Source organism: Streptomyces sp. NPDC040610 (genome assembly GCF_055594065.1).
The window spans coordinates 14,614-41,098 of the sequence record NZ_JBVIXA010000021.1 but is presented as its reverse complement, the minus strand read 5'-3'; the positions used below and the strand labels follow the sequence as shown (position 1 = coordinate 41,098).

At 74.0% G+C, this 26,485-nt stretch carries 12 protein-coding genes and 2 pseudogenes; 11 read left to right on the top strand and 3 right to left on the bottom strand.

The genetic code is table 11. From position 1 onward, the window contains the following. Positions 1-47 precede the first annotated feature (47 nt). On the top strand, positions 48-3,245 hold the full coding sequence (locus ACZ6AA_RS39030; protein WP_471463224.1) for a M20/M25/M40 family metallo-hydrolase: 3,198 nt from the start codon (positions 48-50) through the stop codon (positions 3,243-3,245). A 96-nt stretch (positions 3,246-3,341) separates the two neighbouring features. Here ACZ6AA_RS39030 and ACZ6AA_RS39025 read toward each other — a convergent pair whose 3' ends face one another. Beyond that, a complete protein-coding gene (locus ACZ6AA_RS39025; protein WP_468458643.1) occupies positions 3,342-4,868 on the bottom strand; it encodes an amino acid permease in 1,527 nt (508 codons plus the stop codon). 103 nt (positions 4,869-4,971) lie between these two features. Then, positions 4,972-5,979, bottom strand: coding sequence for a hypothetical protein (locus ACZ6AA_RS39020; protein WP_468458645.1), 1,008 nt, complete (start codon positions 5,977-5,979; stop codon positions 4,972-4,974). A 415-nt stretch (positions 5,980-6,394) separates the two neighbouring features. On the opposite strand from ACZ6AA_RS39020, the gene ACZ6AA_RS39015 reads away from it, so the two are divergent. The 4 genes and pseudogenes from ACZ6AA_RS39015 (at position 6,395) to ACZ6AA_RS39000 (ending at position 11,668) form a co-directional block, all read left to right on the top strand. Next, complete coding sequence (locus ACZ6AA_RS39015) at positions 6,395-7,834, top strand: FGGY family carbohydrate kinase (RefSeq protein ID WP_468458647.1); 1,440 nt, start codon at positions 6,395-6,397, stop codon at positions 7,832-7,834. An 89-nt stretch (positions 7,835-7,923) separates the two neighbouring features. After that, positions 7,924-9,363 carry an FAD-dependent oxidoreductase gene (locus tag ACZ6AA_RS39010; protein WP_468458649.1) on the top strand — a complete coding sequence of 480 codons (1,440 nt, stop codon included), beginning with the start codon at positions 7,924-7,926 and terminating at the stop codon, positions 9,361-9,363. Continuing rightward, positions 9,360-10,334 (top strand): annotated as a pseudogene (locus ACZ6AA_RS39005) (NAD(P)/FAD-dependent oxidoreductase); the annotation flags it as partial. The gene ACZ6AA_RS39010 and the pseudogene ACZ6AA_RS39005, both read left to right, overlap by 4 nt. Positions 10,335-10,816: 482 nt before the next feature. Beyond that, positions 10,817-11,668, top strand: a complete 852-nt coding sequence (locus ACZ6AA_RS39000; RefSeq protein ID WP_471463222.1) for an AfsR/SARP family transcriptional regulator — start codon at positions 10,817-10,819, stop codon at positions 11,666-11,668. A gap of 30 nt (positions 11,669-11,698) precedes the next feature. On the opposite strand, the gene ACZ6AA_RS38995 is transcribed toward ACZ6AA_RS39000, so the two are convergent. Next, positions 11,699-13,216 carry an AMP-binding protein gene (locus tag ACZ6AA_RS38995; protein WP_471463221.1) on the bottom strand — a complete coding sequence of 506 codons (1,518 nt, stop codon included), beginning with the start codon at positions 13,214-13,216 and terminating at the stop codon, positions 11,699-11,701. Between the two features lie 271 nt (positions 13,217-13,487). Here ACZ6AA_RS38995 and ACZ6AA_RS38990 point away from each other — a divergent pair, with 271 nt between their 5' ends. The 6 genes and pseudogenes from ACZ6AA_RS38990 (at position 13,488) to ACZ6AA_RS38965 (ending at position 26,442) form a co-directional block, all read left to right on the top strand. Beyond that, positions 13,488-14,501, top strand: coding sequence for a 4-aminobenzoate N-oxygenase (locus ACZ6AA_RS38990; RefSeq protein WP_471463220.1), 1,014 nt, complete (start codon positions 13,488-13,490; stop codon positions 14,499-14,501). A gap of 51 nt (positions 14,502-14,552) precedes the next feature. Beyond that, complete coding sequence (gene aroF, locus ACZ6AA_RS38985; protein WP_471463219.1) at positions 14,553-15,617, top strand: 3-deoxy-7-phosphoheptulonate synthase; 1,065 nt, start codon at positions 14,553-14,555, stop codon at positions 15,615-15,617. 274 nt (positions 15,618-15,891) lie between these two features. After that, positions 15,892-21,993: pseudogene (locus ACZ6AA_RS38980) on the top strand (type I polyketide synthase); the annotation flags it as partial. Positions 21,994-22,057: 64 nt separating this feature from the next. Next, the gene (gene pabB, locus ACZ6AA_RS38975; RefSeq protein ID WP_471463217.1) at positions 22,058-24,157 is read left to right on the top strand and encodes an aminodeoxychorismate synthase component I; all 2,100 of its coding nucleotides are present in this window, start codon (positions 22,058-22,060) and stop codon (positions 24,155-24,157) included. 100 nt (positions 24,158-24,257) lie between these two features. Then, positions 24,258-25,103 (top strand): aminotransferase class IV, encoded by an 846-nt coding sequence (locus ACZ6AA_RS38970; protein WP_471463215.1) that lies wholly within the window; start codon positions 24,258-24,260, stop codon positions 25,101-25,103. 103 nt (positions 25,104-25,206) lie between these two features. Further along, positions 25,207-26,442 carry a cytochrome P450 gene (locus tag ACZ6AA_RS38965; RefSeq protein WP_468458662.1) on the top strand — a complete coding sequence of 412 codons (1,236 nt, stop codon included), beginning with the start codon at positions 25,207-25,209 and terminating at the stop codon, positions 26,440-26,442. The last annotated feature ends 43 nt before the right edge of the window (positions 26,443-26,485 follow it).

The following is a 26,485-nucleotide window of genomic DNA, read 5'->3' as shown; positions in this document are numbered from 1 at the left end:
ATCTCGCCGGCTGGACGGGGCCTCCACACCTCTCACAAGGAGCCGCGATGCCCAGAAAGACCACAGCGGCCGGGATAACCCTGGCCCTGGTACTAGGAGGGGTGGTGGCGCCGGCGACCATCGCCTCGGCCACGGCGCGCACCTCGCCTCCCGAAGGCAGGCCGGACCCCCTCGCGAAGGCCGTCGCCGCCGCGGACCAGGCGGCGCGCAGCGGCCTCGACGCGCTCGCCAAGGGGCCCGAGGAGCAGTACGACCGGCAGCAGGTCACCCGCTTCGGCAAGGGCCTGTACTCCGTCGCCTACGAACGCACCTACCGGGGACTGCCGGTGGTGGGCGGCGACGCCGTCGTCCTCGCCGACGGCAAGGGCAAGGTGCGGTCCGTCCACGCCGCCACCGACGCCCGGATCTCCGTCACCACCAAGGCGCAGGTGAAGGCCGCGCAAGCCGTCAAGGCCAGCCGCGCCAGACTCGCGTCCGTCAAGAAGGTCGACTCCAGACGCCTGGTCGTCCGGGTCAAGGACGACGCCCCCACCCTCGCCTGGGAGACCGTGCTGACCGGCCGCACCAAGGCGGGCGACCCCAGCAAGCTGCACGTCTTCGTCAACGCCCGCACCGGCAAGGTCGTCGACACCTACGACGACGTGCGCGCGGGCACCGGACGCAGCAAGTGGAACGGCCCGAGCCCGCTGGCCATCGACACCTCCCGGTCGGGCAACAACTACGTGCTGCGCGACACCACCCGCCCCGGACTCCAGTGCTCGGACTACAGCGGCGGCCTGTTCACCAAGGCCACCGACGACTGGGGCACCGGCGACCCCAAGAGCAAGGAAACCGGCTGCGTCGACGTCATGTTCGCGGCGCAGAAGCAGTGGAACATGTTCAAGGAGTGGTTCGGCCGCAACGGCCACGACGGCAACGGCCGGAGCTGGCCGGTGCGCGTGGGCCTCAACGAGCTCAACGCCTACTGGGACGGCTCCACGGTCACCATCGGCCGCAACACGGCCAACGAGTGGATCGCCGGAATGGACGTCGTCGCCCACGAGTTCGGCCACGGCCTGGACTCCAACACCCCCGGCGGGGCGAACAACGAGCGCGGCCTCGGCGAGGCGACCGGCGACATCATGGGCGCCCTGACCGAGGCGTACTCCGCCCAGTCCGCCCCGTACGACACCCCCGACTTCACCGTCGGTGAAATGGTCAACCTCCAGGGCCGCGGCCCGATCCGCAACATGTACGACCCGAGCCGGATCAACAACGACCCCAACTGCTACTCCGCGTCCATTCCCGGGACCGAGGAGCACAAGGCGGCCGGGCCGATGAACCACTGGTTCTATCTCCTTGCCGAGGGCTCCAACCCCGGCGGCGGCAAGCCCTCGAGCCCCACCTGCAACAGCAAGGCCGTGACCGGCGTGGGCATCCAGAACGCCGGCAAGATCTTCTACGGGGCCATGCTGCTCAAGACCAGCGGCATGACGTACAAGCGCTATCGCACCGCCACCCTGACCTCGGCGAAGAACCTGGACGCGAGCTGCGGCCTGTTCGAGGCCACCAAGGCGGCCTGGGACGCCATCAGCATCCCCACCCAGAGCGGTGACCCCACCTGCACCGGGCAGCAGAACGACTTCTCCCTCGGGCTCAACCCGTCCTCGGGGAAGGTCGACCCGGGCGCCACGGTCAACGCCACGGTCACCACGACGACCGTCACCGGCAGCGCCCAGCAGATCACGCTGACCGCGTCCGGCGCCCCGACCGGCGTCGACGTCTCGTTCACCCCCGGGACCGTCACCTCCGGCACCGACGCCACCATGAAGGTCACCGCCGCGCAGTCCGCGAAGGCCGGCACCTATCCGCTCACCGTCACGGGCACCGCGGGAACCAAGACCCACACCGCCCAGTACACGCTGACGGTCGGAGGCGGCGGCAACCCGACGCAGCCGCCGGACGTCGACGTGGCCAAGGTGCGCGAGCACCTGACCCAGTTCAACACCATCGCCTCGCAGAACGGCGGCAACCGCCGCGCCACCGGGGCCGGTTACCGGGCCTCGCTCGCCTACGTCAAGGGCAAGCTCCAGGCCGCCGGTTACACCGTCACCGAGCAGACTTGCGCCTCCGGCTGCACCGCGGGCGCGGGCAACAACCTGATCGCCGAGTGGCCGCAGGGCGACGCCGACAACGTCTACATGTTCGGCGCGCACCTCGACGGCGTGGCCGCCGGACCCGGCATCAACGACAACGGCTCCGGCTCGGGCACCCTCCTGGAGGCGGCCCTCTCCCTGGCGCAGAACAACCCGACCATGAAGAACCGGGTCCGCTTCGCCTGGTGGACCGACGAGGAGCAGGGCCTGAACGGCTCCGACTACTACGCCCGTTCGCTCTCCGGCACGGAGCGCGCCAAGATCAAGGCGTACTACAACTTCGACATGGTCGGCTCGACCAACGCCGGCTACTTCATCAACAACGTGAACTCCGCGGCCTCGGCGCCGATGCGGGAGTACTGGACGTCGCTCAACCTCGCCCCGCAGGAGAACGTCGAGGGCCGGGGCCGCTCCGACGACTACTCCTTCCAGCAGGTCGGCATCCCCACGTCCGGCTATGCCACCGGCGCGTCGGCCACCAAGTCCGCGGCCGAGGCCGCGAAGTGGGGCGGCACCGCGGGCCGCGCCTACGACTCCTGCTACCACTCCGCCTGCGACACCACCAGCAACATCAACGCGACCGCTCTGGACCGCAGCGCGGACGGCGTGGCGTACACGATCTGGAAGACGTCGGTGAGCGACACGCCCGCCCCGGCGGACGACTTCTCGATCTCCGCCAACCCGGCCTCGGGCACGATCGAGCCCGGCTCGTCCGCCAAGGTCACCGTCAACACCACCACCACGGCCGGTGAGCCGCAGAAGGTGGCGCTCTCGGCCTCGGGCGCCCCGGCAGGCGTCAGCGTGTCCGTCAGCCCGGACTCCGTGACCTCCGGCGAGTCCGCGACCGCCTCGGTCGAGGTCGCCGCGGGCACGGCCCAGGGCACCTACACCCTCACCATCACGGGCGCGGGCAAGACCAGCCACGCCACCACCTACACCCTCACCGTGCCCGGCGACGGCGGTGGCGAGACCACCTGGAAGCTGGGGGAGACCTACGCGGCCGGTGACGTGGTGACGTACGAGGGCGTCCGCTACCGCTGCATCCAGGGGCACACGGCCTACCCGGGCTGGGAGCCCCCGAACGTCCCCGCCCTGTGGGAGGCCATCTGAGCGTCCTGAGTCACGAGGGGTCCTGACAGTGTGAAGGGGCGGTCCACCCGGTGGACCGCCCCTTTCATCCGGTGCCGTGCCGTACGGCCGCCCCGGTCAGACGATGTCCTCCGCGATCTCCGCCTGCTCCTTGTCCGTGCCGTACGCCGACGGGGTGCTGTAGGAGCGCCGCGCCACGAACCACCAGACGGTGGCGAGGACCAGGACCACGGCCAGGGCGATCGACGCGTAGTTCATCGACTCGACGTTCACCGGCGAGGCCTGCGGAAGGCAGAACAGGACGGTCACGAAGCCGACCCAGCACACCGCGATCCAGCCGACGGGCTTGCTCCACTTGCCGAGGTTCCACGGGCCCGGCTGGAAGCGGTCGCCCGCCCGCAGGCGCAGGAGCACCGGAATCGCGTACGCGGGTGTGATGCCGATGACGTTGATGGCCGTGACCGCGCCGTACGCCGTCTTGGAGTACAGCGAGGGCAGCGCGATGACGGCGGCGAGGGCCACCGAGAGCCACACCGCGGGCACCGGCGTCTGCGTCTTGGGGCTGACCTTGCGCCAGAGCTTGGAGCCGGGCAGGGCGTTGTCACGGCTGAACGCGAACACCATGCGGCTGGCCGCGGCCGTCTCGGCGTTGCCGCAGAACAGCTGCGCCACGATCACGATGAGCATCAGGGCGGTGGCGCCGGACGTGCCGAGCCCGTCGATGAAGATCTGCGCCGGGGGCACGCCGGTCGCGCTCTCCTGGGTGCCGACGTAGTCCTGGATCGCGAAGGTGAGACCGGCGAGCAGCACGAAACCGGCGATCCAGGAGACCCAGATGGCCCGCACGATGCCCCGGGCCGCCGTCACCGAGGCGTTGGAGGTCTCCTCCGAGAGGTGCGCCGACGCGTCGTACCCGGAGAACGTGTACTGCGCGAGGAGCAGGCCGATCATCGCCACGTACAGCGGGCTCGACCAGCCCGTGTCGTTGACGAACTCGCCGAAGACGAACGACGGCGACTGGTGGCTGTCGGGGACGATCGCGAGGACACCGACGATCACCGCGACGCCGGCCAGGTGCCACCACACGGAGATGGAGTTGAAGAGGCTGACCAGACGCACGTTGAAGAGGTTCAGGAGCGCGTGCAGGAGCAGGATGCACAGGAAGATCACGAAGGTGGACCCGGCCGTCGGCGTGAAGTCCGTGTGCATGCTCAGCAGGGCGCCGCTGAACAGCGCGGCGCCGTAGTCGATGCCCGCGATCGCGCCGAGCAGGCCGAGCAGGTTCAGCCACCCCGTGTACCAGCCCCAGCGGCGCCCGCCGAGCCGGTCCGCCATGTAGTAGAGCGCACCCGACGTCGGGTAGGCGCTGGTGACCTCCGCGAGGGCGAGACCCACGAACAGCACCATCAGGCCGACGCCCGCCCAGCCCCACATCATCACCGCGGGGCCACCGGTGCCGAGACCGAACCCGTACAGCGTCATGCAGCCGGACAGGATGGATATGACGGAGAAGCTGATGGCGAAGTTGCCGAACCCGCCCATGCGGCGGGCCAGGACGGGCTGGTAGCCGAGCTCTCGGAGCCGTTGTTCCTCGTCCGGGAGCGCTGGCGCCGGGACGGAGCTCGACACGGTGGTGCGGGACACTGGTGAACCTCCGGGGGATGAGCGGGGGGTGCGGGGGCGCGGGGGGTGTGGGGTCTCTGCGAGCGCGGGGGGACGGCGGGGGGGGGAGGAGGGGGGAGGGTGATCAGCCGTGCGGGCCCGTGCCCGGGCCGCGCGCCGTGTGGTAGCAGCGCGCGCGGGCCTGGACGAAGGCCTCCGCGGCCGCGTCCGCGTCACCGGGCGCGTGTGTGCGGTACGTCCACGGCACGGTCGTGTAGAAGGGGTCGAGCGCCTCGAACACCCGGACCGCGTCGTGGAACTGGTGGGCTCCCCACAGCGCGTGCGCCAGATGGTTCAGATCGAGCAGCGACGTCGACTCCGGCCGCGCGTGGTCGAACCACAGCTGGAGCGCCCTGAGCGTGCTGCGCGTGGCGTCCTCCCCGACCCAGTGCAGATCGAGGGCGCGCTCGTTGCCGCCCTCGCGGCGGTAGCGCTCCACGCGCGCGTACAGCGGCAGGACGTGCAGCGCCGAGCCCGCGGGGGCCGCCGCGGACGCCCAGTGCACGAAGTTGACCGCCTCGGTCAGCGGCGCTCCGGGCCTGCGGCGGTACGCGAACTGGAGCATGCGGTGGTACGCCTCGCGGTTGCCGGGGTCGCGCTTGTCGGCCTCGGCGAGGATGTGCCAGGGGCCGGGGAAGAGCATCGGCTCGGGCGCGGCCACGCGGTGCTCGTCCCACCGCTGGCCCTCGTCGAGCTGGGCGAGGGCGAGCAGGCAGATCCACGGGACGGGGTCCTCCGGCGTGGTCTGCGAGGCGATGCGGCAGGCCTCGTTGGCCTCCCGCCACAGCTCGTTGGTGTGGCGGTGGCCCGCGCGGTGCGCGCGCAGGGCGCGCTCCACCGTGACACGGGTGTGCAGCACCGTCGCGGCGACGCTGCGCGGCTCCTCGGCGAGCCAGGCGCGCACCACGTCGGAACCGGCGACGGCCGCGGCCAGGATCTGCGTGCGTTGCGTCCACAGCCCCCAGTCGGGGGTGTCGGTGAGCAGGTTCCTCGTCGACACCCAGCGGCCTGCCTTGAGGTCCTGGAGCACGGCACGCAGGGGAGCGTCGTGGCCGGCCGGGTGGTACACCGGGCGGGCTAACGGCATCGGCATGGGTCCTCTGGGCTCTGGCTGAGCGGGTGGGGGGTGTTCCGCGACGGACGAAAGGGTGAACGGGGAGTGAACGCACCGTAGGAGGTGGAGGGGCGGGTGATGAGGAGTGAGGAAGGGGTGTACGGGTCGGTGAAGTGGTGTGCGAGTTACGGACGTTGTTCGGCGGTCAGTGTAGAGCGGAGTCTTCCGATTACCGGCCGGTCCTCGGATCTTTCTTGACCAAGTTGTGTCAACGCGGCGCGCCGGTGTGAACGTTGGGTTCTTTGTTGCTCAACAACAGCACGGATTGCGGCATTTGACGCAGGGGCCGACCCTTGACGGCCCCGCGCCCGCTGTAGCAGGCTTCCGCGGTGATCACGACTGACCGCGGCCCGCGCCCCGCAGCCCGCCCGCCCCGCCGCCGCGGAGCGCGCCGATGACCGGCCCGGTGCTCGCCGTCGACCAGGGCACCTCCGGCACCAAGGCGCTCGTCGTCTGCCCCGAGCGCGGCGTGATCGGCTCCGGCACCGCACCCGTACGCCCCCGCCATCTGCCCGGCGGCCGCGTCGAGGTCACGCCCGCCGACCTGCTCACCTCCGTGCTCGACGCCGGCCGCGAGGCGCTCGCGCGGGCGGGCGAGCCGGTCGCCGCCGTGGGCCTCGCCAACCAGGGCGAGACGGTGCTCGCCTGGGACCCGGATTCCGGCGAGCCCCTGACCGACGCCCTGGTGTGGCAGGACCGGCGCGCCGACGAGCTGTGCACGGAACTCGCCGGGCACGCAGACGAGTTGAAGTCGCTCACCGGCCTGCCGCTCGACCCCTACTTCGCCGCCCCCAAGATGGCGTGGATACGCCGCCACCTCACCCGGCGCGGCGTGGTCACGACCAGCGACGCCTGGCTCGTGCACCGCCTCACCGGCGCCTTCGTCACCGACGCGGCCACCGCGGGCCGCACCCAGCTCCTCGACCTGGACTCCGCCACCTGGTCCGAACGCGCCCTCGACGTCTTCGGACTCGGCGCCGAACGGCTGCCGCGCGTCGTCGACGCCGCCGAACCGGTCGGCACCACCACGGCGTTCGGCGCCGAGATCCCGCTGACCGGGCTCCTCGTCGACCAGCAGGCGGCGCTCCTCGCCCAGGACGTCACCGAGCCCGGCAGTGCCAAGTGCACCTACGGCACCGGGGCGTTCCTTCTCGCCCAGACCGGCGCCCGCCCGCGCCGGGGCGACTCGGGGCTGGTCGCGTGCGTCGCCTGGCGCCTGGGCGGCCGCAGCAGCTACTGCCTCGACGGGCAGGTCTACACCGCCGCGTCCGCCGTGCGCTGGCTCACCGACCTCGGCGTCATCGGCGGCGCCGAGGACATCGACCCGATCGGCTCGGCCGTCCCCGACACCGGTGGCGTCACCTTCGTGCCCGCACTCGCCGGGCTCGCGGCGCCCTGGTGGCGCGGCGACCTGCGCGGCTCCCTGACCGGGCTCGGCCTGGACACCACGGCCGGGCACCTGGTGCGGGCGCTGTGCGAGGGCATCGCGGCGCAGGTCGCCGAACTCGCCGACGCGGTGGCAGCCGACCTCGGCGAGCCGCTGCGGAGCCTGCGCGTCGACGGCGGCCTGACCCGCTCCGACCTGCTCATGCAGACCCAGGCCGACCTGCTCCAACTGCCCGTGGAGGTCTCGGCGCTCCCCGACGTCACGGCCCTCGGCGTGGGCGCGGTCGCCCGCCTCGGCCTCGACCCGGCGCTCACCCTGCGCGACGTCGTGCCGGACTGGCGCCCGGCCGCCGTCTACGAACCCCGCGTCGGCGCCGACGAGGCGGCCGCCCGCCGCGCGGCGTTCCGCGCGCAGGTGGCGGTCCTGACGGAACGCACACCGTCGTGAGCGGGGCCGGGGCGCCAGGGCGCGGCGGACCCGGCCGCGTCACCCGTGTCGGAACCCTGCCGCCCGGGCCCGCCGCACCGGGTCCGGGGGTGGGCCCGGGGTCAGGATCGGCGTCTGCGTCGGCGCATGAGCCGTACGAGCCGTACGACGTCACCGTCATCGGCGCCGGAGTCGTCGGCACCGCCATCGCCCGCGAACTGGCCCGCCACCCGCTGCGCGTCGCCGTGGTGGAGGCGGCCGACGACGTGGGCGAGGGCACCTCCAAGGCCAACACCGCCATCCTGCACACCGGGTTCGACGCCGTGCCGGGCTCCCTGGAGGCCCGCCTGGTCCGGGAGGGGCAGCGCCGCCTCGCCGCGTACGCCGCCGAGTGCGGCATCCCCGTGGAGCGGGTCGGCGCGCTCCTGGTCGCCTGGGACGAGGAGCAGCTAGCCGCCCTGCCCGCCCTGCGGGCCAAGGCCGAGCGCAACGGCTACGACCGGACGGTCCTCCTCGACGCCGCCGAGCTGCGGGCCCGTGAGCCGCGGCTCGGCCCCGGCGCCCTCGGGGCCCTCGAAGTGCCGGACGAGAGCATCATCTGCCCCTGGACGACCCCCCTGGCGTACGCCACCCAGGCCGTGCGCTCCGGCGTGGACCTGCACCTCGACTGCCGTCTGACGGACGCCGGTGCGGACGCGCCCGGCGACGGCCCCCGCGTGCTCACCACGAGCCGCGGCGAGCTGCGCACCCGCTACCTCGTCAACGCCGCGGGCCTGCACGCCGACACCGTCGACCGCATGCTCGGCCACGACACGTTCACGGTCACCCCGCGCCGCGGCCAGCTCATCGTCTTCGACAAGCTCGCCCGCGACCTCGTGCACCACATCCTGCTGCCGGTGCCGACGGCGCTCGGCAAGGGCGTCCTCGTCGCCCCGACGGTGTACGGCAACGTGCTTCTCGGTCCCACGGCGGAAGACCTGGACGACAAGCGGGCCACCGGCACCACCGCCGACGGGCTCGCCTCGCTGCGTGAGCGGGGCGCGCGCATCCTGCCGGACCTCCTGGACGAGGACGTCACCGCCGCCTACGCGGGGCTGCGCGCGGCGACCGAGGACGACGACTACCGGATCCGCCCCTGGCCCGAGCAGCGCTACGTCACCGTCGGCGGCATCCGCTCCACCGGCCTGACCGCGTCCATGGCCATCGCCGCGCATGTCACCGGCCTGCTCGCCGACTGCGGCCTGGACCTGGGCGAGCCGGGGGACCTCGCGCCCGTCACGATGCCCAACATCGGCGAGCGCTTCCCGCGCCCCTACCAGCGGGCCGACCTGATCGCGGCGGACCCCGCGTACGGCACCCTCGTCTGCCACTGCGAGCGCGTCACCCGCGGCGAGATCCGCGACGCGCTCGCCAGTACCCTGCCGCCCGCCTCCGTCGACGGGCTGCGCCGCCGCACCCGCGCCCGCGGCGGCCGCTGCCAGGGCTTCTACTGCGGCGCCGCGGTCCGAGCCCTGCTCGAAGGACACGACCGGGCGGAGGCATCGCGATGAGGCACGAGCGCAGCGTGGACGTGCTGATCGTGGGCGCCGGACCCGCGGGGCTCGCGGCTGCCGCCGGGCTCGCGGCGGCGGGCGTGGGCCGCGTCGAGGTCCTGGAGCGCGAGGAGCAGGCGGGCGGCGTGCCCCGCCACTGCCACCACGGCGGCTTCGGCGCCCGCACGTTCGCCGGGCTGACCGGCCCCGGCACGAGCGGGCCGCGGTACGCGCGCGCCCGCGTCGACGAGGCCCGTCGTGCGGGCGCGCGCGTGCGCACCGGCGTCACCGCCACCGGCTGGGCGGGCCCCCTCGGCCTCGACACGACCTCGGCCCTCGGCCTGGAACGCCTCACCGCGCGGGCCGTCGTCCTCGCCACCGGCGCCCGCGAACGCCCCCGCGCCGCCCGCCTCGTGCCCGGCGGCCGCGCCCCTGGCGTCTACACCACCGGCGAACTCCAGCAGGCCGTCCACCTGTACGGCCAGCACATCGGCACCCGGGCCGTGGTCGTGGGCGCCGAGCCCGTCGCGTACGCGGCGCTGGACACACTGCGGCGCGCGGGTGTCGCCGTGGTCGCCCAGGTGACGGCGGAGGCCCGGCACCGCTCCACGCCCTGGCGCGCCGCCGAGTCCCGGCTGCGCCACGGCGTCCCGCTGCTCACCGGTGCGGAGGTCACCGAACTCGTCGGCGGGGGACGGATTTCCGCCGTGCGGCTGCGGCATCGCACCGGGCTCCTCGCTCACCTTCCGTGCGACACCGTCGTGTTCACGGGTGACTTCGTGCCCGATCACGAACTGGCGCGCCGGGGCGGGGTGCCGCTCGCCCCCGGCACGCGGGGACCGGCGGTGGACGCGGACTTCCGTACGGGGATCCCCGGTGTCTTCGCGGTCGGAAATGTGGCGCACGCCGTCGAGCCCGCCGCGGCGGTGGCCGCGGAGGGGTGGCGCGCCGCGGCGTCGGTGCGCCGATATCTGCTGTCCGGGCAGTGGTCGCGCGGGGTGTGAGGGCCCCCGGCGCCTTCCTGGCCGAATCACCGTGATCGATCTGAAGAATCGTTATTCGGCGGTGTGAGGGAAAAGGTTGTTTCTTCAAGCGCGTTGCTGACTTGAATTGCGCGCCCCGGCTTTTCTGTTCGGCGCGTAAATGCGTGCGGGTCTGATCGAATCGCGCGGCGCCCGTGCCCGGGCCGGTGATCCATGGGAGGTAATCCCAAGATCCGCAACAAGGTTGCGTAACGTTCCACCGTATCCCGGGCCCCAGGGGGCGTGGAACCGCGTCTTTGCGCCATCAGGACAGCTCGTTGGCAAAAGCGCGCAAAAGGAGTGCGGCAAAGAGTAACGCGCGGTCATAGTGGGGAATGTCCCCCTCTCTTTACTCATGCGGCACACACGAAAAGTCCAGGCGCGGCTCGGCCAACCTGGACCAGGGGTGTGGACGTCATTCCGACCAGTAGTGGGGGGAAACGGTGGCCATGGGAAAACAGTGTTGCCAGGGGGAGAGTGTGATGTCTGTGAAAACTGTTACGCATTTGACCGGTGAGTTGTCATTCCACGTCCTCGGGCCCCTCGCGGTGTGGTCGCCCACGGGCCCCTTGCCCCTCGGCCCGGCGCGACAACGTGCCGTGCTGTCAACTCTGTTGCTGGCGCCGGGGCAAGTGGTGGGCGCGGAGCGGCTCACCGAGGCGATCTGGCCTGCCGGACCGCCTGGCAACGTGGTTGCCAGCCTGCACAGCTACGTCTCCCATCTGCGCCGTCAACTGGAACCTGACTGCCCGCCCCGGGGACGCAACCGGATCCTGCGCAGGGAGGCGCACGGATACGTCCTCGCCGTGTCACGGGACCGCGTCGACGCCTGCCGCTTCGAGAGCCAACTGCGCACCGGACGCGGGCTCCTGCGCGACGGCAGGTACGCGGAGGCCAGCCGTGCCCTCGGCGCGGCCCTGGCACTGTGGCGCGGCGCGCCCCACGCGGAACTCGGCGACTACGAACCGGCCGTGCGCGAGGCGGCCCGCCTGGAGGAACTGCGCCTCATGACCTGGGAGGCGCAGTGGGAGGCCGAGCTGGCCTGGGGGCGGGACAACGGCACCGCGGTGGCCGAACTCGCCGCGCTCAGCGCGCGGTACCCCAACCGGGAACGGCTCGGCTGGCTCCTGATGGTCGCGCTGTGCGAGGTGGGCCGCCAGGCGGAGGCGGTGCGGGTCTACCACCGCATCCGCCGGGCGCTCGCGCAGGAGCTGGGTGTGGACCCGGGACGGGAGCTGCGGGTGCTGTTCACGCGGATCCTCCGTGACGAGTCCGTCGGACGGATGTGCCTGCAGCACTGACGGCGCCCGCCGGGACAGGGCCGGGCGTCGTCAGTTGATGCGCCGGTCCTGACCGATCCAGTACGGCTCCCTGAGCCTGCCCTTCTGCACCTTGCCGTTGGTGGTGCGGGGCAGGGCGTCCGCGAAGTCCACGGACGTGGGCGCCTTGTAGCGGGCCAGGTGCCGCTTGCAGTGGGCGATCAGCTCGTCCTCGGCGGCCGCCGCCCCCTCGGCGGGCACCACCACCGCCTTCACGGTCTCGCCCCAGCGCTCGTCCGGCACCCCGATCACGGCGGCCTCGGCGACCGCCGGATGGGCGAGGAGGCAGTCCTCGACCTCCACCGACGACACGCTCTCGCCCCCGGTGACGATGACGTCCTTGAGCCGGTCGAACAGGACGAGATGCCCCTCGTCGTCGAACTCCCCCACGTCACCGGTGCGGAACCACCCCTCCTCCAGCGCCGCCGCGTCGGCCTCCGGGTCCTGCCAGTAGCCGTCGAGCACCATGTTCGAGCGGGCGAGGACCTCACCCCGCTCCCCGGTGCGCAGCCGGACGCCGAGCGCCGGCGCCCCCGCCCTCGTCAGGCCCCCGCTCCCGGGCGCGCCCGGCGGACGCCGGTTGAAGGTCAGCATCGTCGTCTCCGTCAGGCCGTACACCTGGTGGAACTCCCAGCCCAGCTCGTGCTCCACCTGGCGGACCAGGCGGTCGCTGACGGGCGCGCCCGCGCACACCACGCGCACGCTGCCCCGGCCGGGCACCTCGCCCGGCCAGTCCCGCGCCGCCCGCAGCACGGCGTCCCACACGGCGGGCGCCCCGAACGCGAGGGTCACCCCGTGCTCCTCGACCCGCCGCAGGATCTGCGCACCGTCGATCCGGCGCTGCAGCACCTGCTTCGCGCCGAGCCCCGCGAGCAGGAACGGCACCCCCCAGCCGTTGCAGTGGAACGTGGGCAGGGTGTGCAGATACACGTCCTGCTCCCAGATCCGGGCGTGCACGCCGAACGTCATCGCGTTCAGCCAGATGTTGCGGTGGGTCAGGGCGACGCCCTTGGGGCGCGCGGACGTCCCCGACGTGTAGTTGAGGGTCGCGACGGCGTTCTCGTCGGGCCGCGACCACGGGCGCGGCGCCACGTCGTACCGCATGACCTGTGTGTCGGTCTGCTCGCCGAGCACGAAGCGCTTCGGCCCCTCGACCGAGCCCAGCGCGGCCTCGACGTCGGGGTCGACGAACACGACGGAGGCGTCGCACTGCCGCAGGATGTACGCGATCTCCTCGGGCGTGAGCCGGTAGTTCACCGGGACGCAGATCCGGCCGCTCGCCGGGATCGCGTAGAGCAGTTCGAGGAGCCGGGCCGAGTTGGGGCTGACGACGGCGACGCGCTCGCCCGTGCCGACGCCGAGCGCGTCGAGCCCCGCCTGCCAGGCCCGCACCCGCCGCAGCAACGCGCCGTACGTCGTCGTCGGCACCGGGCGGGACGGCTGGTCCGGCTCGTCGACGAGCGCGACGCGGGCGGCGGCGGCCGACTCCGCGCGGTCCAGGAAGTCGGCCATGGTGAGCGGAACGAGCATGGGACGTCCTCACGGTGGCGTCGCCCGGCGCGGCGCCGGGGACTGGGGATACGGACGACGAAGAAGGTCGAGAGCGAGCTCCGGGACAAGGACGGGGCAGGGACGGGGCAGGGCGTCCGGGCCCGCGTCACCGCGGCGCTCGCCTCATCGTGGCATCCCGCGTCCGCATCCTGAAGTCCGTCCGGGCCGTCCCCAAGTCGCCTTCAAGAAACCGCCAAGTGCGGCCGGTGACGATGCAGCCGCATCACGGACCACGAGGCCGGGAGGGCTGATGCGTGAGGAGTCGGGCGTGGTGACCACCTGGGCGGCCAGAGGGTGGGCCGAGGAGGACGGCGTCGGCAGCGCGACCCTGCGCCGACTCGTGGCCGCCTGGCCGCGGCGGGCCGCGGTCACGACCAGCCCCGGCGCCCTCGACGAGACGGCCGGGTACGACGCCGGGCTGCCGGACTACCCGCTGCGGATGGTGCCGTTCGCCGAGCACCCCCGGTTCCTCGCGGCCGCCCCCGAGCGCCGCGAGCGGGTCCTGACGGGCCTGTGGATCGGCTACAACGAACGCGTCATCGCCACCGAGCACCTCATCGCGGAGCCCGCGTTCGACCTCGTCATGCGCGGCGTCTTCCCCGGCAGCGACCACCCGTTGATGCGCCAGGGCGTGCAGCAGGCCGTCGTCGACGAGAGCTTCCACACGTACATGCACATGCTCGCCATCTCCCGCACCCGGGAGCTGCGCGGTGTGCGCAGCCGGCCCGAGCAGCCCGAACTCGTCACCTACCGGCGGCTGCGCGCGGTGCTCGCGCGGATGCCGGAGCAGTGGGAGCGGGACGTCGCCGTCCTGGTGTGGGGCGCGGTCGCGGAGACCTGCATCAACTCCCTGCTCGCGCTGCTCGCCAGGGACGACTCGATCCAGCCCATGCACTCCCTGATCACCACGCTGCACCTGCGGGACGAGACGGCGCACGGATCGGTCGTCATCGAGGTCGTCCGGGAGCTGTACGCCCGGATGAACGCAGGGCAGCGCGCCACCCTGACGCGCTGTCTGCCGCTCGCCCTGGAGGCGTTCGCCGAGCAGGACCTCTCCACGCTCCGGCTCGAACTGGTCACCGCGGGCATCGAGGGCGCCGACGAGATCGTGGCCGACCTGCGCGCGACGCCGTCCGGGCGGCGGCTCGTCCGCGACTTCTCCGGCGCCCAGCGGATGGCCGAGGAGCTGGGCATCGCCGACGCGGTCGACTTCGACTTCCCCGAACGGCCCGAGTGGTCGCCCGGCGTGGGGCGGCAGCGATGAGGCTCCCGGACTCCACCCCGCACCGCCGCCACGGCGCAGAAAGGTGACCCGATGATCGTTGCCCGCCTCCATCCCGACGTGCTGCTCGACGAGCGGAGCCGACTGACCTCCGCGTGGCGCCACCGCGGCCACCGGTCGTTCCACTGCCGGGCCGGACGCCACACCCTGGTCACCTTCCCCGACCTCGCCGCGGCCTCGCCGGAGGGCCGGGAGTTCGTGGACCTGCTGCGCGCCACCAGCGCGGTCGAGTCGGTCGTCGACAGCACCGACGCGCCGCCGCTCGGCAGCCTCGCCGCCACGGGCGAGCCGAGCGCCGTGCGCGTGTCGGACGACTGCACCGTGGGCGGCGGGCGCTTCACCTGGATCGCCGGGCCGTGCGCGGTGGAGTGCGAGGCCCAGCTCCTCGGCGTGGCGCGGGCGGTGCGCGAGCGGGGCGCGCACCTGCTGCGGGGCGGCGCGTTCAAGCCCCGCACCTCGCCGTACGCGTTCCAGGGCATCGGCAAGGACGGCCTCGACCTGCTCCGGGAGGCGTCCGCGGAGACCGGGCTCGGCGTCGTCACCGAGGTCGTCGACGCCGCGCACGTCGAGGCCGTCGCCGAAGTCGCGCACGTCCTGCAGATCGGCGCCCGCAACGCGCAGAACTTCGCGCTGCTCCACGAAGTGGCGCTCACCGGCCGTCCGGTGCTGCTCAAGCGCGGCTTCGGCTGCACGGTCCCGGAGTGGCTGAACGGTGCCGAGTACCTGCTCGCCGCGGGCAACGGCAGGGTGCTGCTCTGCGAACGCGGCGTCCGCGCCCACGGCGACTCGACCCGGTTCACCCTGGACATCAGCGCCGTGCCGCTGGCGAAGCGGCTCAGCCACCTCCCGGTGATCGTCGACCCCAGCCACGCGTGCGGCCGCAGCGACCTGGTGGCCCCGCTGGCCGCGGCCGCCGCTGCCGCCGGGGCCGACGGCGTCATGGTCGACGTCGACGGGGCGGGGAACACCGCGCTGTGCGACGGCGAACAGGCCATCACACCGGACGCGTTCGGGGCGCTCGTCGAGCGGACCGGCCGGATGCTGCACAGCCTCGCCCCGGCGGAGCCGGACGCGGCGCGGGCGCTGGCGGGGAGATGAGCCCTGCGGCCGTCGGGGCCGCCGCGCGCGCCCCGCACGGCGCGCGCACCCCGATGACGCGCACGTCTCCGATGACGCCTACGCCGACTGTGCCGATCACCCTGACCACTCCGACTGTGCCGACCACCCTGACCACGCCGCCCACGCAGACGACAACGCCGCCCGGCACGACGGGGGAGAGGACGTCCCGTCGCGCCGTCGCACCCGTTCCCGGCCGCCGTACCCCGCCAGGAAGGAAGCAATGATGGAGTGGACCGAGGGACGCGACCGGCCGCTGCGGGAGCGCCTCGCCGCCGCGCGCGACGCGGAGCGGCGCCGGATCCTCGTCGACCTGATCCGCACGCACGCCTCCGCCGCCCTGGACCGCGCCGATCAGGTGCCGCTCGACCCCGGCCGGGCCTTCGGCGCCCAGGGCGTCCGGGGGCGGGCCGCGGCCCGGCTGCGGGAGCGGCTGAGCGAGGCCACGGGCGGCGCGCTCTCGGCGACCGCCCTCTTCGACCACCCGACGCCCGGCGCGCTCGCCGAGCACCTGTGCGCCCTGCTGCTCGGTGAGGGTGCCGCCGCCGGCGCGGGGGCGGGGACCGGCACGCGGGCCACGCGGAAGGGCCGCGAGGGCCGGGGACGTGAGGACGAGCCGATCGCGATCGTCGGCATGGGCTGCCGACTGCCCGGCGACGTGGCGTCGCCGGACGACCTGTGGCGCCTGGTGCGCTCGGAGACGGACGCGATCTCCGAGTTCCCGACCGACCGCGGCTGGACCGTCTCGTACGACCCGGACCCCGACCACATCGGCACCACATGCACCCGGCACGCCGGATTCCTCTACGACGCGGCCGACTTCGACGCCGGGTTCTTCGCGATCAGTCCGGGCGAGGCCGTCACCATCGACCCGCAGCACCGGCTGCTCCTGGAGACGTCCTGGGAGGCCGTCGAACGGGCGCGGATCGACCCGTCCACGCTGCGCGGCAGCAGGACCGGCGTGTTCGTCGGCATCATGTACAGCGAGTACGGCGCCCGCATCCGGCACGTGCCGCCGAGCGCCGAGGGCTATCGCGTCGTGGGCAGCATGCCCAGCGTCGCCTCCGGGCGCCTCGCCTACACCCTCGGCCTCGAAGGCCCGGCCGTCACCGTCGACACGGCCTGCTCCTCCTCGCTCGTGGCCGTGCACCTGGCCGCCCAGTCGCTGCGCGAGGGCGAGTGCACGCTCGCCGTGGCCGGTGGTGTCACCGTGATGGCCACGCCCTGGGGCTATGTCGAGTTCAGCAGGCAGCGCGGGCTCGCGCCGGACGGACGCTGCCGGTCGTTCTCCGCCGACGCCGCCGGAAGCAGCTGGTCCGAGGGCGTCGGCGTGCTGCTCCTGGAACGGCTCAGCGACGCCGAGCGCAACGGGCACCGCGTCCTTGCCGTGGTGCGGGGCTCCGCGGTCAACCAGGACGGCGCGTCGAACGGCCTGACGGCGCCCAACGGCCCCGCCCAGCAGCGGGTGATCCGCCAGGCCCTGGCACACGCGGGCCTGGGCCCGGCGGACGTGGACTGCGTGGACGCGCACGGCGCAGGCACCCAGCTGGGGGACCCGATCGAGGCGCAGGCGCTGCTCGCCACGTACGGTCAGGACCGGCCGGAGGACCGGCCGCTGTGGCTGGGCTCGCTGAAGTCCAACGTCGGCCACACCCAGGCCGCGGCGGGGGTGGCGGGCGTCATCAAGATGGTGATGGCGATGCGCCACGCCGAACTGCCGCGCAGCCTGCACATCGTGGAGCCGACGCCGCACGTGGACTGGTCGTCGGGCGCGGTCCGGCTCCTCACCGAGGCCACCCCCTGGCCGCAGGTCGACCGGCCGCGCCGCACGGCGGTCTCCTCGTTCGGCGTGGGCGGTACGAACGCGCACATCATCCTGGAGCAGGCGCCGCCGGAGGCCGAGGGGGGCCGGAGGGCGGGGGCGGGCAATGGCGCGCTGGGCGCTGCGGGCGCGGTGGACCCGGAGGGCGCACGTGCCACGGAGCGCGTGGAGCACGCGGAACACCCGGGCCACGCAGACCACTTGAGCCCCACACCACACGTGCCGCACACACGTCACGAAGGCCCGACGGAGCACACGGCAGACCTCACCGACGCCGGGCCCCGTCCCCTGCCCTGGCTCGTCTCCGGCGCCGGGGCCGCGGGCCTGCGCGCCCAGGCGCGGCGCGTGGCGGAGTTCCTCGCGGCGGACCCCGACGCGCCGGACGCGGACCTGGCGTACTCGTTGGCGCGTTCGCGGGCGGCCCTCGCGGACCGGGCCGTCGTCGTGGCCGCGGGCCGGGCCGGGGCCCTGGACGGCCTCGCCGCGCTCGCGGACGGCGACCACGGCCCGCACACGGCGCTCGGGACGGCCACGGCACGGGACCGGGTCGCGTTCGTGTTCCCCGGGCAGGGCTCGCAGTGGCCGGGCATGGCGGCCGGACTGATGCGTACGTCACCGGTGTTCCGGGAGTCGATCGAGGCCTGCGCCGAGCGGCTCGCGCCGCACGTCGACTGGTCGCTGACGAAGGTGCTGCGGGGCGAGTCCGGCGCGCCGACGCTGGACCGCGTCGACGTGGTGCAGCCCGCGCTGTTCGCGGTGATGGTCTCCCTCGCCGCGCTGTGGCGGTCCTTCGGCGTGGAACCGGCCGCGGTCGTCGGGCACTCGCAGGGCGAGATCGCGGCGGCCCATGTCGCGGGCGCGCTCTCCCTGGACGACGCGGCGCGCGTCGTCGCCGTCCGCAGCCGGGCCCTGCGGGCCCTGGCGGGGCGGGGCGGCATGGTCTCGGTCGTCGCCCCCGTCGACGAGGTGCGCCGGAGCCTCGATCCGTGGGGCGGCGCCGTGTCCGTGGCGGCGGTCAACGGTCCGCGGTCCGTGGTGATCTCCGGGGAACCGGCGGCGCTGGAGGCGGCCATGGCCGCGTTCGACGCGAACGGTGTGCGCGCCCGGCGGATCGACGTGGACTACGCGTCGCACTCGGCGCAGATCGACGAGATCCGCGCGACCCTCCTGACGGCGCTGTCCGGCGTCCGGCCGGGCCCGGCGACCGTGCCGTTCTACTCGACGGTGTCCGGCGAACCGGTCGACACGACGGCCCTGGACGCCGCGTACTGGGTGCGCAATCTCCGCGAGACCGTCCAGTTCCACCGCACGGTGGAGCGGCTTCTCGACGACGGCCACAGCACGTACATCGAGATGAGCCCGCACCCCGTGCTCACCGTCGCTGTCGAGGAGACCGCGGCCGCGGTGGGCCCCGAGCGCGCCGGTGACGTCCGAGTCGTCGAGTCGCTGCGGCGCAACGAGGGCGACCTGGCGCGGCTGCTCACCGCGGTCGGCGAGGCCCACGTCCACGGTGTCGCCGTCGACTGGCAGGAGGTGTTCGGCCCCGCGGGGCCCCGCCTGACGGACGTGCCGACGTACGCCTTCCAGCGGTCCCGCTACTGGCTGGAGGACGCGGCCGCGCCGGAGGCCGACGTGTCGACGGCCGGACTGGACGGCGTCGACCACCCGCTGCTCGGCGCCGCCGTCCCGCTCGCGGACGGGACCGGGGGCATGCTCTGCACCGGGACGCTGTCCGCGCGGACCCACCCCTGGCTCGCCGACCACGCCGTCGCGGACATCCTCGTCGTACCGGGCACGGCACTGGTGGAGGCGGCGCTGCAAGCGGGGGCGCAGGCGGGCTGCGACGTCCTCGAAGAGCTGGTCCTCGAAGCCCCCTTGATCCTCCCGGAGGAGGGCACGGTCCGCCTCCAGCTCGCCGTCGGCGGACCGGACGACTCCGGGCGGCGCGGCCTCACCCTGCACTCCCGTACGGGCGACGCCCCTGCCGACGCGCCCTGGACCCGGCACGCCGAGGGCACCCTGACACGCGGCGGCCAGCACACGCCGAAGCCGCCGCGACAGTGGCCGCCCACCGGCGCGCGGGAGATCGAACTCGACGACTGCTACCGGGAGTTGGCCAAGGCTGGGCTGCACTACGGTGGCGCGTTCCAGGGGCTGGTGCGCTGCTGGCACGTCGACGAGGACGAGGGTGACGGCGCGGGTGTCGGCAGCGGCGCGGGTGCCGGTGCGGACCGCGGGCTGTACGCCGAAGTCGAACTCCCCGCGTGCGCGGGCGGCGCCGACCGCTACGCGCTGCACCCCGCCCTCTTCGACGCCGCCCTGCACGCCGCGGCCCTCGTGGCGCGGCCCGGCTCGGCCCCGGGCGAGAGCGTGACCCGGCTGCCGTTCTCCTGGAGCGGCGTGACCGTGCACGCCACCGGTGCCACCCGGCTGCGCGCCCACCTCCGCTTCACCGGACCCGGCGCCCTGTCGGTCACCGCCACGGACCCCGCGGGACACCCGGTCGTGACGGTCGAGAGTCTCGGCATGCGACCGGTGGCCGCCGAATCGCTGCGCCGGGCCGCGGCCACCGCAGACGCCTCGCTGCTTCGCCTGGAGTGGCGGCCCGCGGCACCGCCCGCGCCGCGCGGCCCGGAACCGGCGCAGTGGGCGTGGGTCGGGGCCGGAGCCGCCGACGCGCAGGACGCGCTCGCGGCCCGGGGCGTCCAGTGCTCCCGCCACCCCGACCCGGCGGCGCTGCGCGCCCACTTGGACACCGGCGGCGGCGCCCCCGAAGTCCTCGTGCTCGCGGAGCTGCCGGAGGGCGCGGCGGCCGGGGGCCTCGCGGCGGCACGGGAGCGCGCGGCGGCGACCCGGGATCGTACGGCCGCTCAGGACCGCACGGACACCCGGCACCACCCGCCCGCCCCGGACCCCGACGACCCGCCCACCGCCGCCCACCGCGCCGTCCACCGCGTCCTCGCCGCCCTCCAGGACTGGCTCGCCGACGAACGCCTGGCGGACACCCTCCTCGTCGTCCTCACCCGGGGAGCGGTCGCCCCGGCCCCCGGCGCGCCGCCCGACCCCGCCCTCGCGGCGGTGTGGGGCCTCGTCGCCTCGGCGCAGTCGGAGCACCCGGGCCGCGTCCGCCTGGTCGACCTCGACGGCCTCGACGCCTCCCGGTCCGCGCTCGTCGACGCGGTGTCCGGTGAGGCGGCCCAAGTCGCCGTGCGTGACGGTTCGTTGCTCGTGCCGCGGCTCGCGCGCCTCGCGGCGGCCGCGTCCGGCGGCGGTGCGGGCTGGCGCACGGACGGCACGGTCCTGGTGACCGGCGGCCTCGGCACGCTGGGCCGCCTCGTGCTGCGGCACCTGGTGGTGACGCACGGGGTGCGGCGCCTCGTCGTGGTGTCGCGGTCGGGCGAATCGGCCGCGGGTGCCGCCGAGTTCGTACGGGAACTGCGCGCCGACGGCGTGGACCTCCGGGTGGTGCCGGGCGACGCGGGGGACCGGACCGTGCTGGCGGGGGCCCTGGAGTCGATCCCGGCCGAGCATCCCCTGACGGCCGTGGTGCACCTGGCCGGAGTGCTGGACGACGGTCTCCTCCAGGACCAGACGCCCGAGCGCGTCGACCGGGTGCTGCGCCCCAAGGCGGACGCGGCCTGGCATCTGCACGAGCTGACGGCGGGCACGGACGTGGCGTTCGTCGCGTTCTCGTCCGTGTCGAGCGTCCTCGGACCCGCGGGGCAGGCCGGGTACGCGGCGGCCAACGCGTTCGTGGACGCGCTGATGGCGGCGCGCCGGGACGCGGGGCTCACGGGCGTGTCGCTCGGCTGGGGGCTGTGGGAAGCCCGGTCGGCGCTGACGGCGGGCCTCGGCGGGGCGGACCTGCGGCGGATGGCCCGGTCGGGCGTCAAACCGCTCGCCGACGACCAGGGGCTCGCCCTGCTCGACCTCGCCCGCGCCACCGGCGAACCCGTCGTCTTCCCCCTGCGCCTGGACACGACGGGCCTGCGCGGCGGCCCGGGCGGCGACGGCGACGTACCGACCCTGCTGCGCGGACTCGCCCCCGCGCCCGTCCGCCGCGCCGCCGTCGGCACCGCCGACACCGCGGCCGAGCCCGACGGCGACGCCCTGGCCACCCGCCTCGCGCAGCTCCCCGAGGGGGAACAGGACGCCCTCCTCCTGGACTTGGTGCGTACGCACGTCGCGGCCGTCCTCGGCTACGACGACCCGCTGACCGTCGGCGAACGGCGCCCGTTCGCCGACATCGGGTTCGACTCCCTGCGCGCCCTGCAACTGCGCAACCGCCTCGGCGGCGCCACCGCCCTGCGCCTGACGCCCACCCTGGTCTTCGACTACCCGACGCCGCTCGCCCTCGGCCAGCACCTGCGCACCCTGCTCCTTCCGGACGCGCCAACGCCAACGCCACTGACCGGCCCGGACATGGCCCCTGCGGGAGCACCCGCCCCGCAGCGGCCCGACGAAGTGCCGGACCGGCTCCGCTCGGCCTCACGGGAGGAGGTCTTCGACTACATCGACAACCTGCTCGGCGAGTAGGCCGTCTCCGGCGCGCCGAACCGGAACGATCCGGTCCCGCTCGAACCTGACAAGGAACCGCTCGATGCGTGCGCTGCTGATCGACAACTACGACTCCTACACCTACAACCTGTTCCAGCTCCTCGCCCGGGTGTACGGCAAGGAGCCGACCGTCCTGGTCAACGACGACCCGTCCTGGTCGCGGCAGGACCCGGCGGCGTTCGACTGCGTGGTGATCTCGCCCGGCCCCGGCCGCCCCCAGCGCCCCACCGACCTCGGCTTCTGCCAGGGCCTCCTGGACCGCTGGCGGGACGTGCCGGTCCTCGGGGTGTGCCTGGGCCACCAGGCCATCGCCCACCACTACGGCGGGCGGGTGGTCCCCGGAGTGCCCCGGCACGGCCATCTGACCCGGGTCAGGCACGGTGGCGAGGACCTGTTCGACGGCTTGCCGCAGCACTTCACGGCGGTGCGCTACCACTCGCTGCGCGTCACCGAGCCCCTGCCGCCCGCCCTGCGCGCCACCGCCTGGGCGGAGGACGGGACCGTCATGGCCCTGCGCCACGACGACCTGCCGCGCTGGGGCCTGCAGTTCCACCCGGAGTCCGTGGCGAGCGAGTGGGGCGCCCAGCTCCTGCGGAACTTCGCCGAACTCATAGGCGGCCACTACGCCGCCCCGCCACCGGAGTACGCGCCCTGGGCCCGCCCGCCCGAGACCGCCAGGGCGGCGCGCCTCGACCTGACCGTCGAGGTCGTCGACCGGGCCGTGGACACCGCGGCGCTGTTCACCACGCTGTTCTCCGGGAGCGAGCACGCCTTCTGGCTCGACAGCAGCGCCCCCGGCGTCGGCGGGGCCCGCTTCTCCTTCCTCGGCGACGACTCCGGCCCCCTCGCCGAGACCCTGACGTACCGGACCGGCGAGAACGCGGTCACGGTCCGCGACGCCACCGGCGAACACACCGAGGACGGCACGATCTTCGACGTGCTCCAGGACCGTCTGCGCGCCCGCCCGGTCGGCGCGACGGACCTCCCCTTCGACCTCAACGGCGGCTACGTCGGCTACTTCGGGTACGAGCTGAAGGCCGAGTGCGGCAGCCCCAACGTCCACCGCGCCGAGACACCGGACGCCGTGTGGATGTTCGCCGACCGGCTGATCGCGGTGGACCACCAGGAGGACCGCACCTACGTCCTGGCCCTGAGCGGCCCCCACGCCGACGAGGCGGCGCCCGCCCGCTCCTGGGTGAACCGTACGGCCCGGCACGCCCGCGACCTGCCGGACGCCGCTCCCGCCAACGCCCCCGGCCCGGCGTCCGCGGCACCGGAGGGCGGGGCCGTCCTCGCCCGCGCCCGGGCCGACTACGTCGACGACATCGAGGACTGCCTCAGGCAACTGCGCGGCGGCGAGAGCTACGAGATCTGCCTGACCAACCGGATGCGGCTCCCCGCCCTGCCCGACCCGCTCGACTACCACCTGCTGCTGCGGCGCCTCAACCCCGCGCCCTACAGCGCCTATCTGCGCCTCGGCGCGGTCGGCGTCGTCTGCTCGTCCCCGGAGCGGTTCCTGCGCGTCGACCGCGACGGAACCGTGGAGAGCAAGCCGATCAAGGGCACGGCGCCCCGCGGGGCGGACCCGGCCAGCGACGAGCGGCTGCGCCGGTCCCTGGCCGCCTCGGCCAAGACCCGCGCCGAGAACCTCATGATCGTCGACCTGCTCCGCAACGACCTGGGCCGGGTGTGCGAGGTGGGCTCCGTCGACGTACCCGCGTACATGGTGACCGAGTCGTACGCGACCGTGCACCAGCTCGTCACGACGGTCCGCGGCCGGCTGCGGCGCGACGTGGACCCGGTCGCCTGCGTTCGCGCGTGCTTTCCCGGCGGCTCCATGACGGGCGCCCCGAAGCTGCGCACGATGGCCATCATCGACCGCCTCGAGCAGGAGGCGCGGGGCATCTACTCGGGCACCATCGGCTACTTCGGGCTCTGTGGCGGCGCGGACCTCAACATCGTCATCCGCACCGCCGTGACCTCCGGCACCGGCACGGTGATCGGCGCGGGCGGCGCGATCGTCCTCGACTCCGACCCGGCCGACGAGTTCGACGAAGTACTCCTCAAGGGGCGGGCGTTGGTGCGGGCGCACGCGCTGCTGACCGGGACCGCGGAGGGGGAGGGGGAGCCGCGTGACGGGTGAACGTGCGGCGGCGAGGGCGTCGGCGTCGAGCGTGACGGTGACTGACGCTGTGGCGAAGGCGACGGGTGCACCGGCATCGGCGACTGACAGTGGATTGCGGGTGCCTGATGCCCTGACAGGTGATGCGGGGAAAGCCGCAGGGCCTGTCGGCCCGGTGGTCGCGCGGCTCGACGGCAGTCCCGCCACCGTCGACGACCTGTCGGCCCTCGCCCTCTACAACTACGGCCACTTCACCACCCTCCGCGTCGAGCACGGGCGCGTCCGCGGGCTCGGCCTCCATCTGCGGCGCCTCGCCGACGACTGCCGGACGCTGTTCGCCGCGGAGCTGGACACGGGCGCGGTGCGGGCGTCGCTGCGGCGCGTCGCCGACCGGAGTGCGGGGCCCTTGACGGTGCGGGTGACCGTGTGCGCGCCCGAGATGAGCCTGGACTGCCCCGACGCCCTGACCCCGGTCGCACTGATCAGTACGCGTCCCGCGCCCCCTGACGTACCGCATCCGCTGCGCCTTGCCACCGCCGCCCACGTCCGTGACCTGCCCGGGGTGAAGCACACCGGTCTGTTCGGCACGCTGCGGCTGCGCCGGGACGCCCGGCGGCGGGGCTTCGACGACGCCCTGCTGCTCGACCACGACGACCGCGTCCAGGAAGGCACCACCTTCAACGTGTGCTGCTGGGACGGAACCCGGCTCCTGTGGCCCCGGGCGAGCTGCCTGCCCGGCGTCACCGCGCGCCTCCTGCGCGAGGCGGCCGCCGCCGGGGGCGTACCGGCCGTCGACGCACCCGTCACCCGGCGCGAACTCGGCGCCCTGCGCGGCGTGTTCGCCACCAACGCGGCCTTCGGCGTGCGGCCGGTCGCCGCCGTCGACGACATGGCCCTTCCCGTGGACCCCGAACTCGCCCGGACCCTCCGGTCCTTGTACGCCGACGTGCCCGCCGAACCCCTGTGACCCGAGCCCAAGATCCAAGCCGACTTCAAGAAGGCACCAAGAGTCACTGAACAGAATGCGGTGCGGCAGCGCACCCGCCTTTTCGCCGAGGGAAGGACCGAGTATGTCGACCGTCGCAGAGTCCGGGACGTCGTGGCAGGATCTGCCGTTCCTGGACATCACCGTGCCGGATTTCGCCTGGGACTCGCCCGAGGTGGCCGAGGCCAGGGAGCGGTCCTGGGTCGCGGGCACCCCGCTGGGACTGCTCGTCCTGCGGTACGCCGAGGCCCACAGCCTCTCCCGCGACCCGCGCCTCGTCTCGGGCTTCCGTGACGTCGTGGACCTCGTCGGACCCTCCGACGGCCTCGTGCGCGCATTCATGCGCGACTTCATGCAGAGCCTGGAGGGCCCCGACCACCGCAGGCTGCGCGGCCTGGTCACGCACGCGTTCACGGCCCGCCGCATCACCGCGCTGCGGCCCTTCATCCGGGCCACCGCGGAGCGCCTCGCCGACGAACTCGCCGCCGGGGGAGAGCGCGACTTCGTGGCCGCGTTCGCCGACCCGCTGCCCGCGGCCGTCGTCTGCGAACTCCTCGGCTTCCCGGCCGAGGACCACGCGGTCGTCGGCCGCTGGTGCAAGAACACCAACCTGGTCCTCGCGCTCGGCCCCGACCAGAGCAGGGTCGGCGAGGTCGAGGAGGGCCTCGCGGGGATGTACGACTACTTCGAGACCGTGATCCAGAAGCGCAAGGCGGACCTCGGCGACGACCTGTTCTCCGACATCCTGCGCGCCCAGCAGGAGGACGGCGCCCTCGACGACAGCGAGCTGCGCACCCTCATCGCGACCCTGCTCGTCGCCGGGTACCAGACCACGAGCCACCAACTGGGCCACGCCATGGTGGCGTTCGCCGCGCACCCCGAGCAGTGGCCGCTGCTGCGGCAGCGGCCCGAACTGGTCACCCAGGCCGTCGAGGAAGTGCTGCGCTGGTGCCCCACCACGACGGTCGTGGCCACCAAGTCGGCGGCCGAGGACTTCTCCGTCAACGATCTGCGCATCCAGGCGGGCACCCCCGTCTGGCTGTGCGCGCACTCGGCGCAGCGCGACCCGCTGGTGTTCCGGGGCGGCGACGCCTTCGACATCACCGTGAAGCGGGAGGCGTCCCCGCTGGCCTTCGGCGGCGGCGCGCACTACTGCCTGGGGGCGGCCCTGGCCCGCGTCGAACTCGCCGAGGCCTTCGAGGTGCTCGCGGCCCGCCTCGGCCCGCCCGAGGTCGCCGGACCGATCACCTGGCGGCCCTCGACGGGGGTCTCCGGGCCGGACGTCCTGCCGCTGCGCTTCGGCGCCGCGGCCACCGCATGACCCCACCCGGCCCGGCGCCATCGGCCGACCCCGGCGAGCCCGC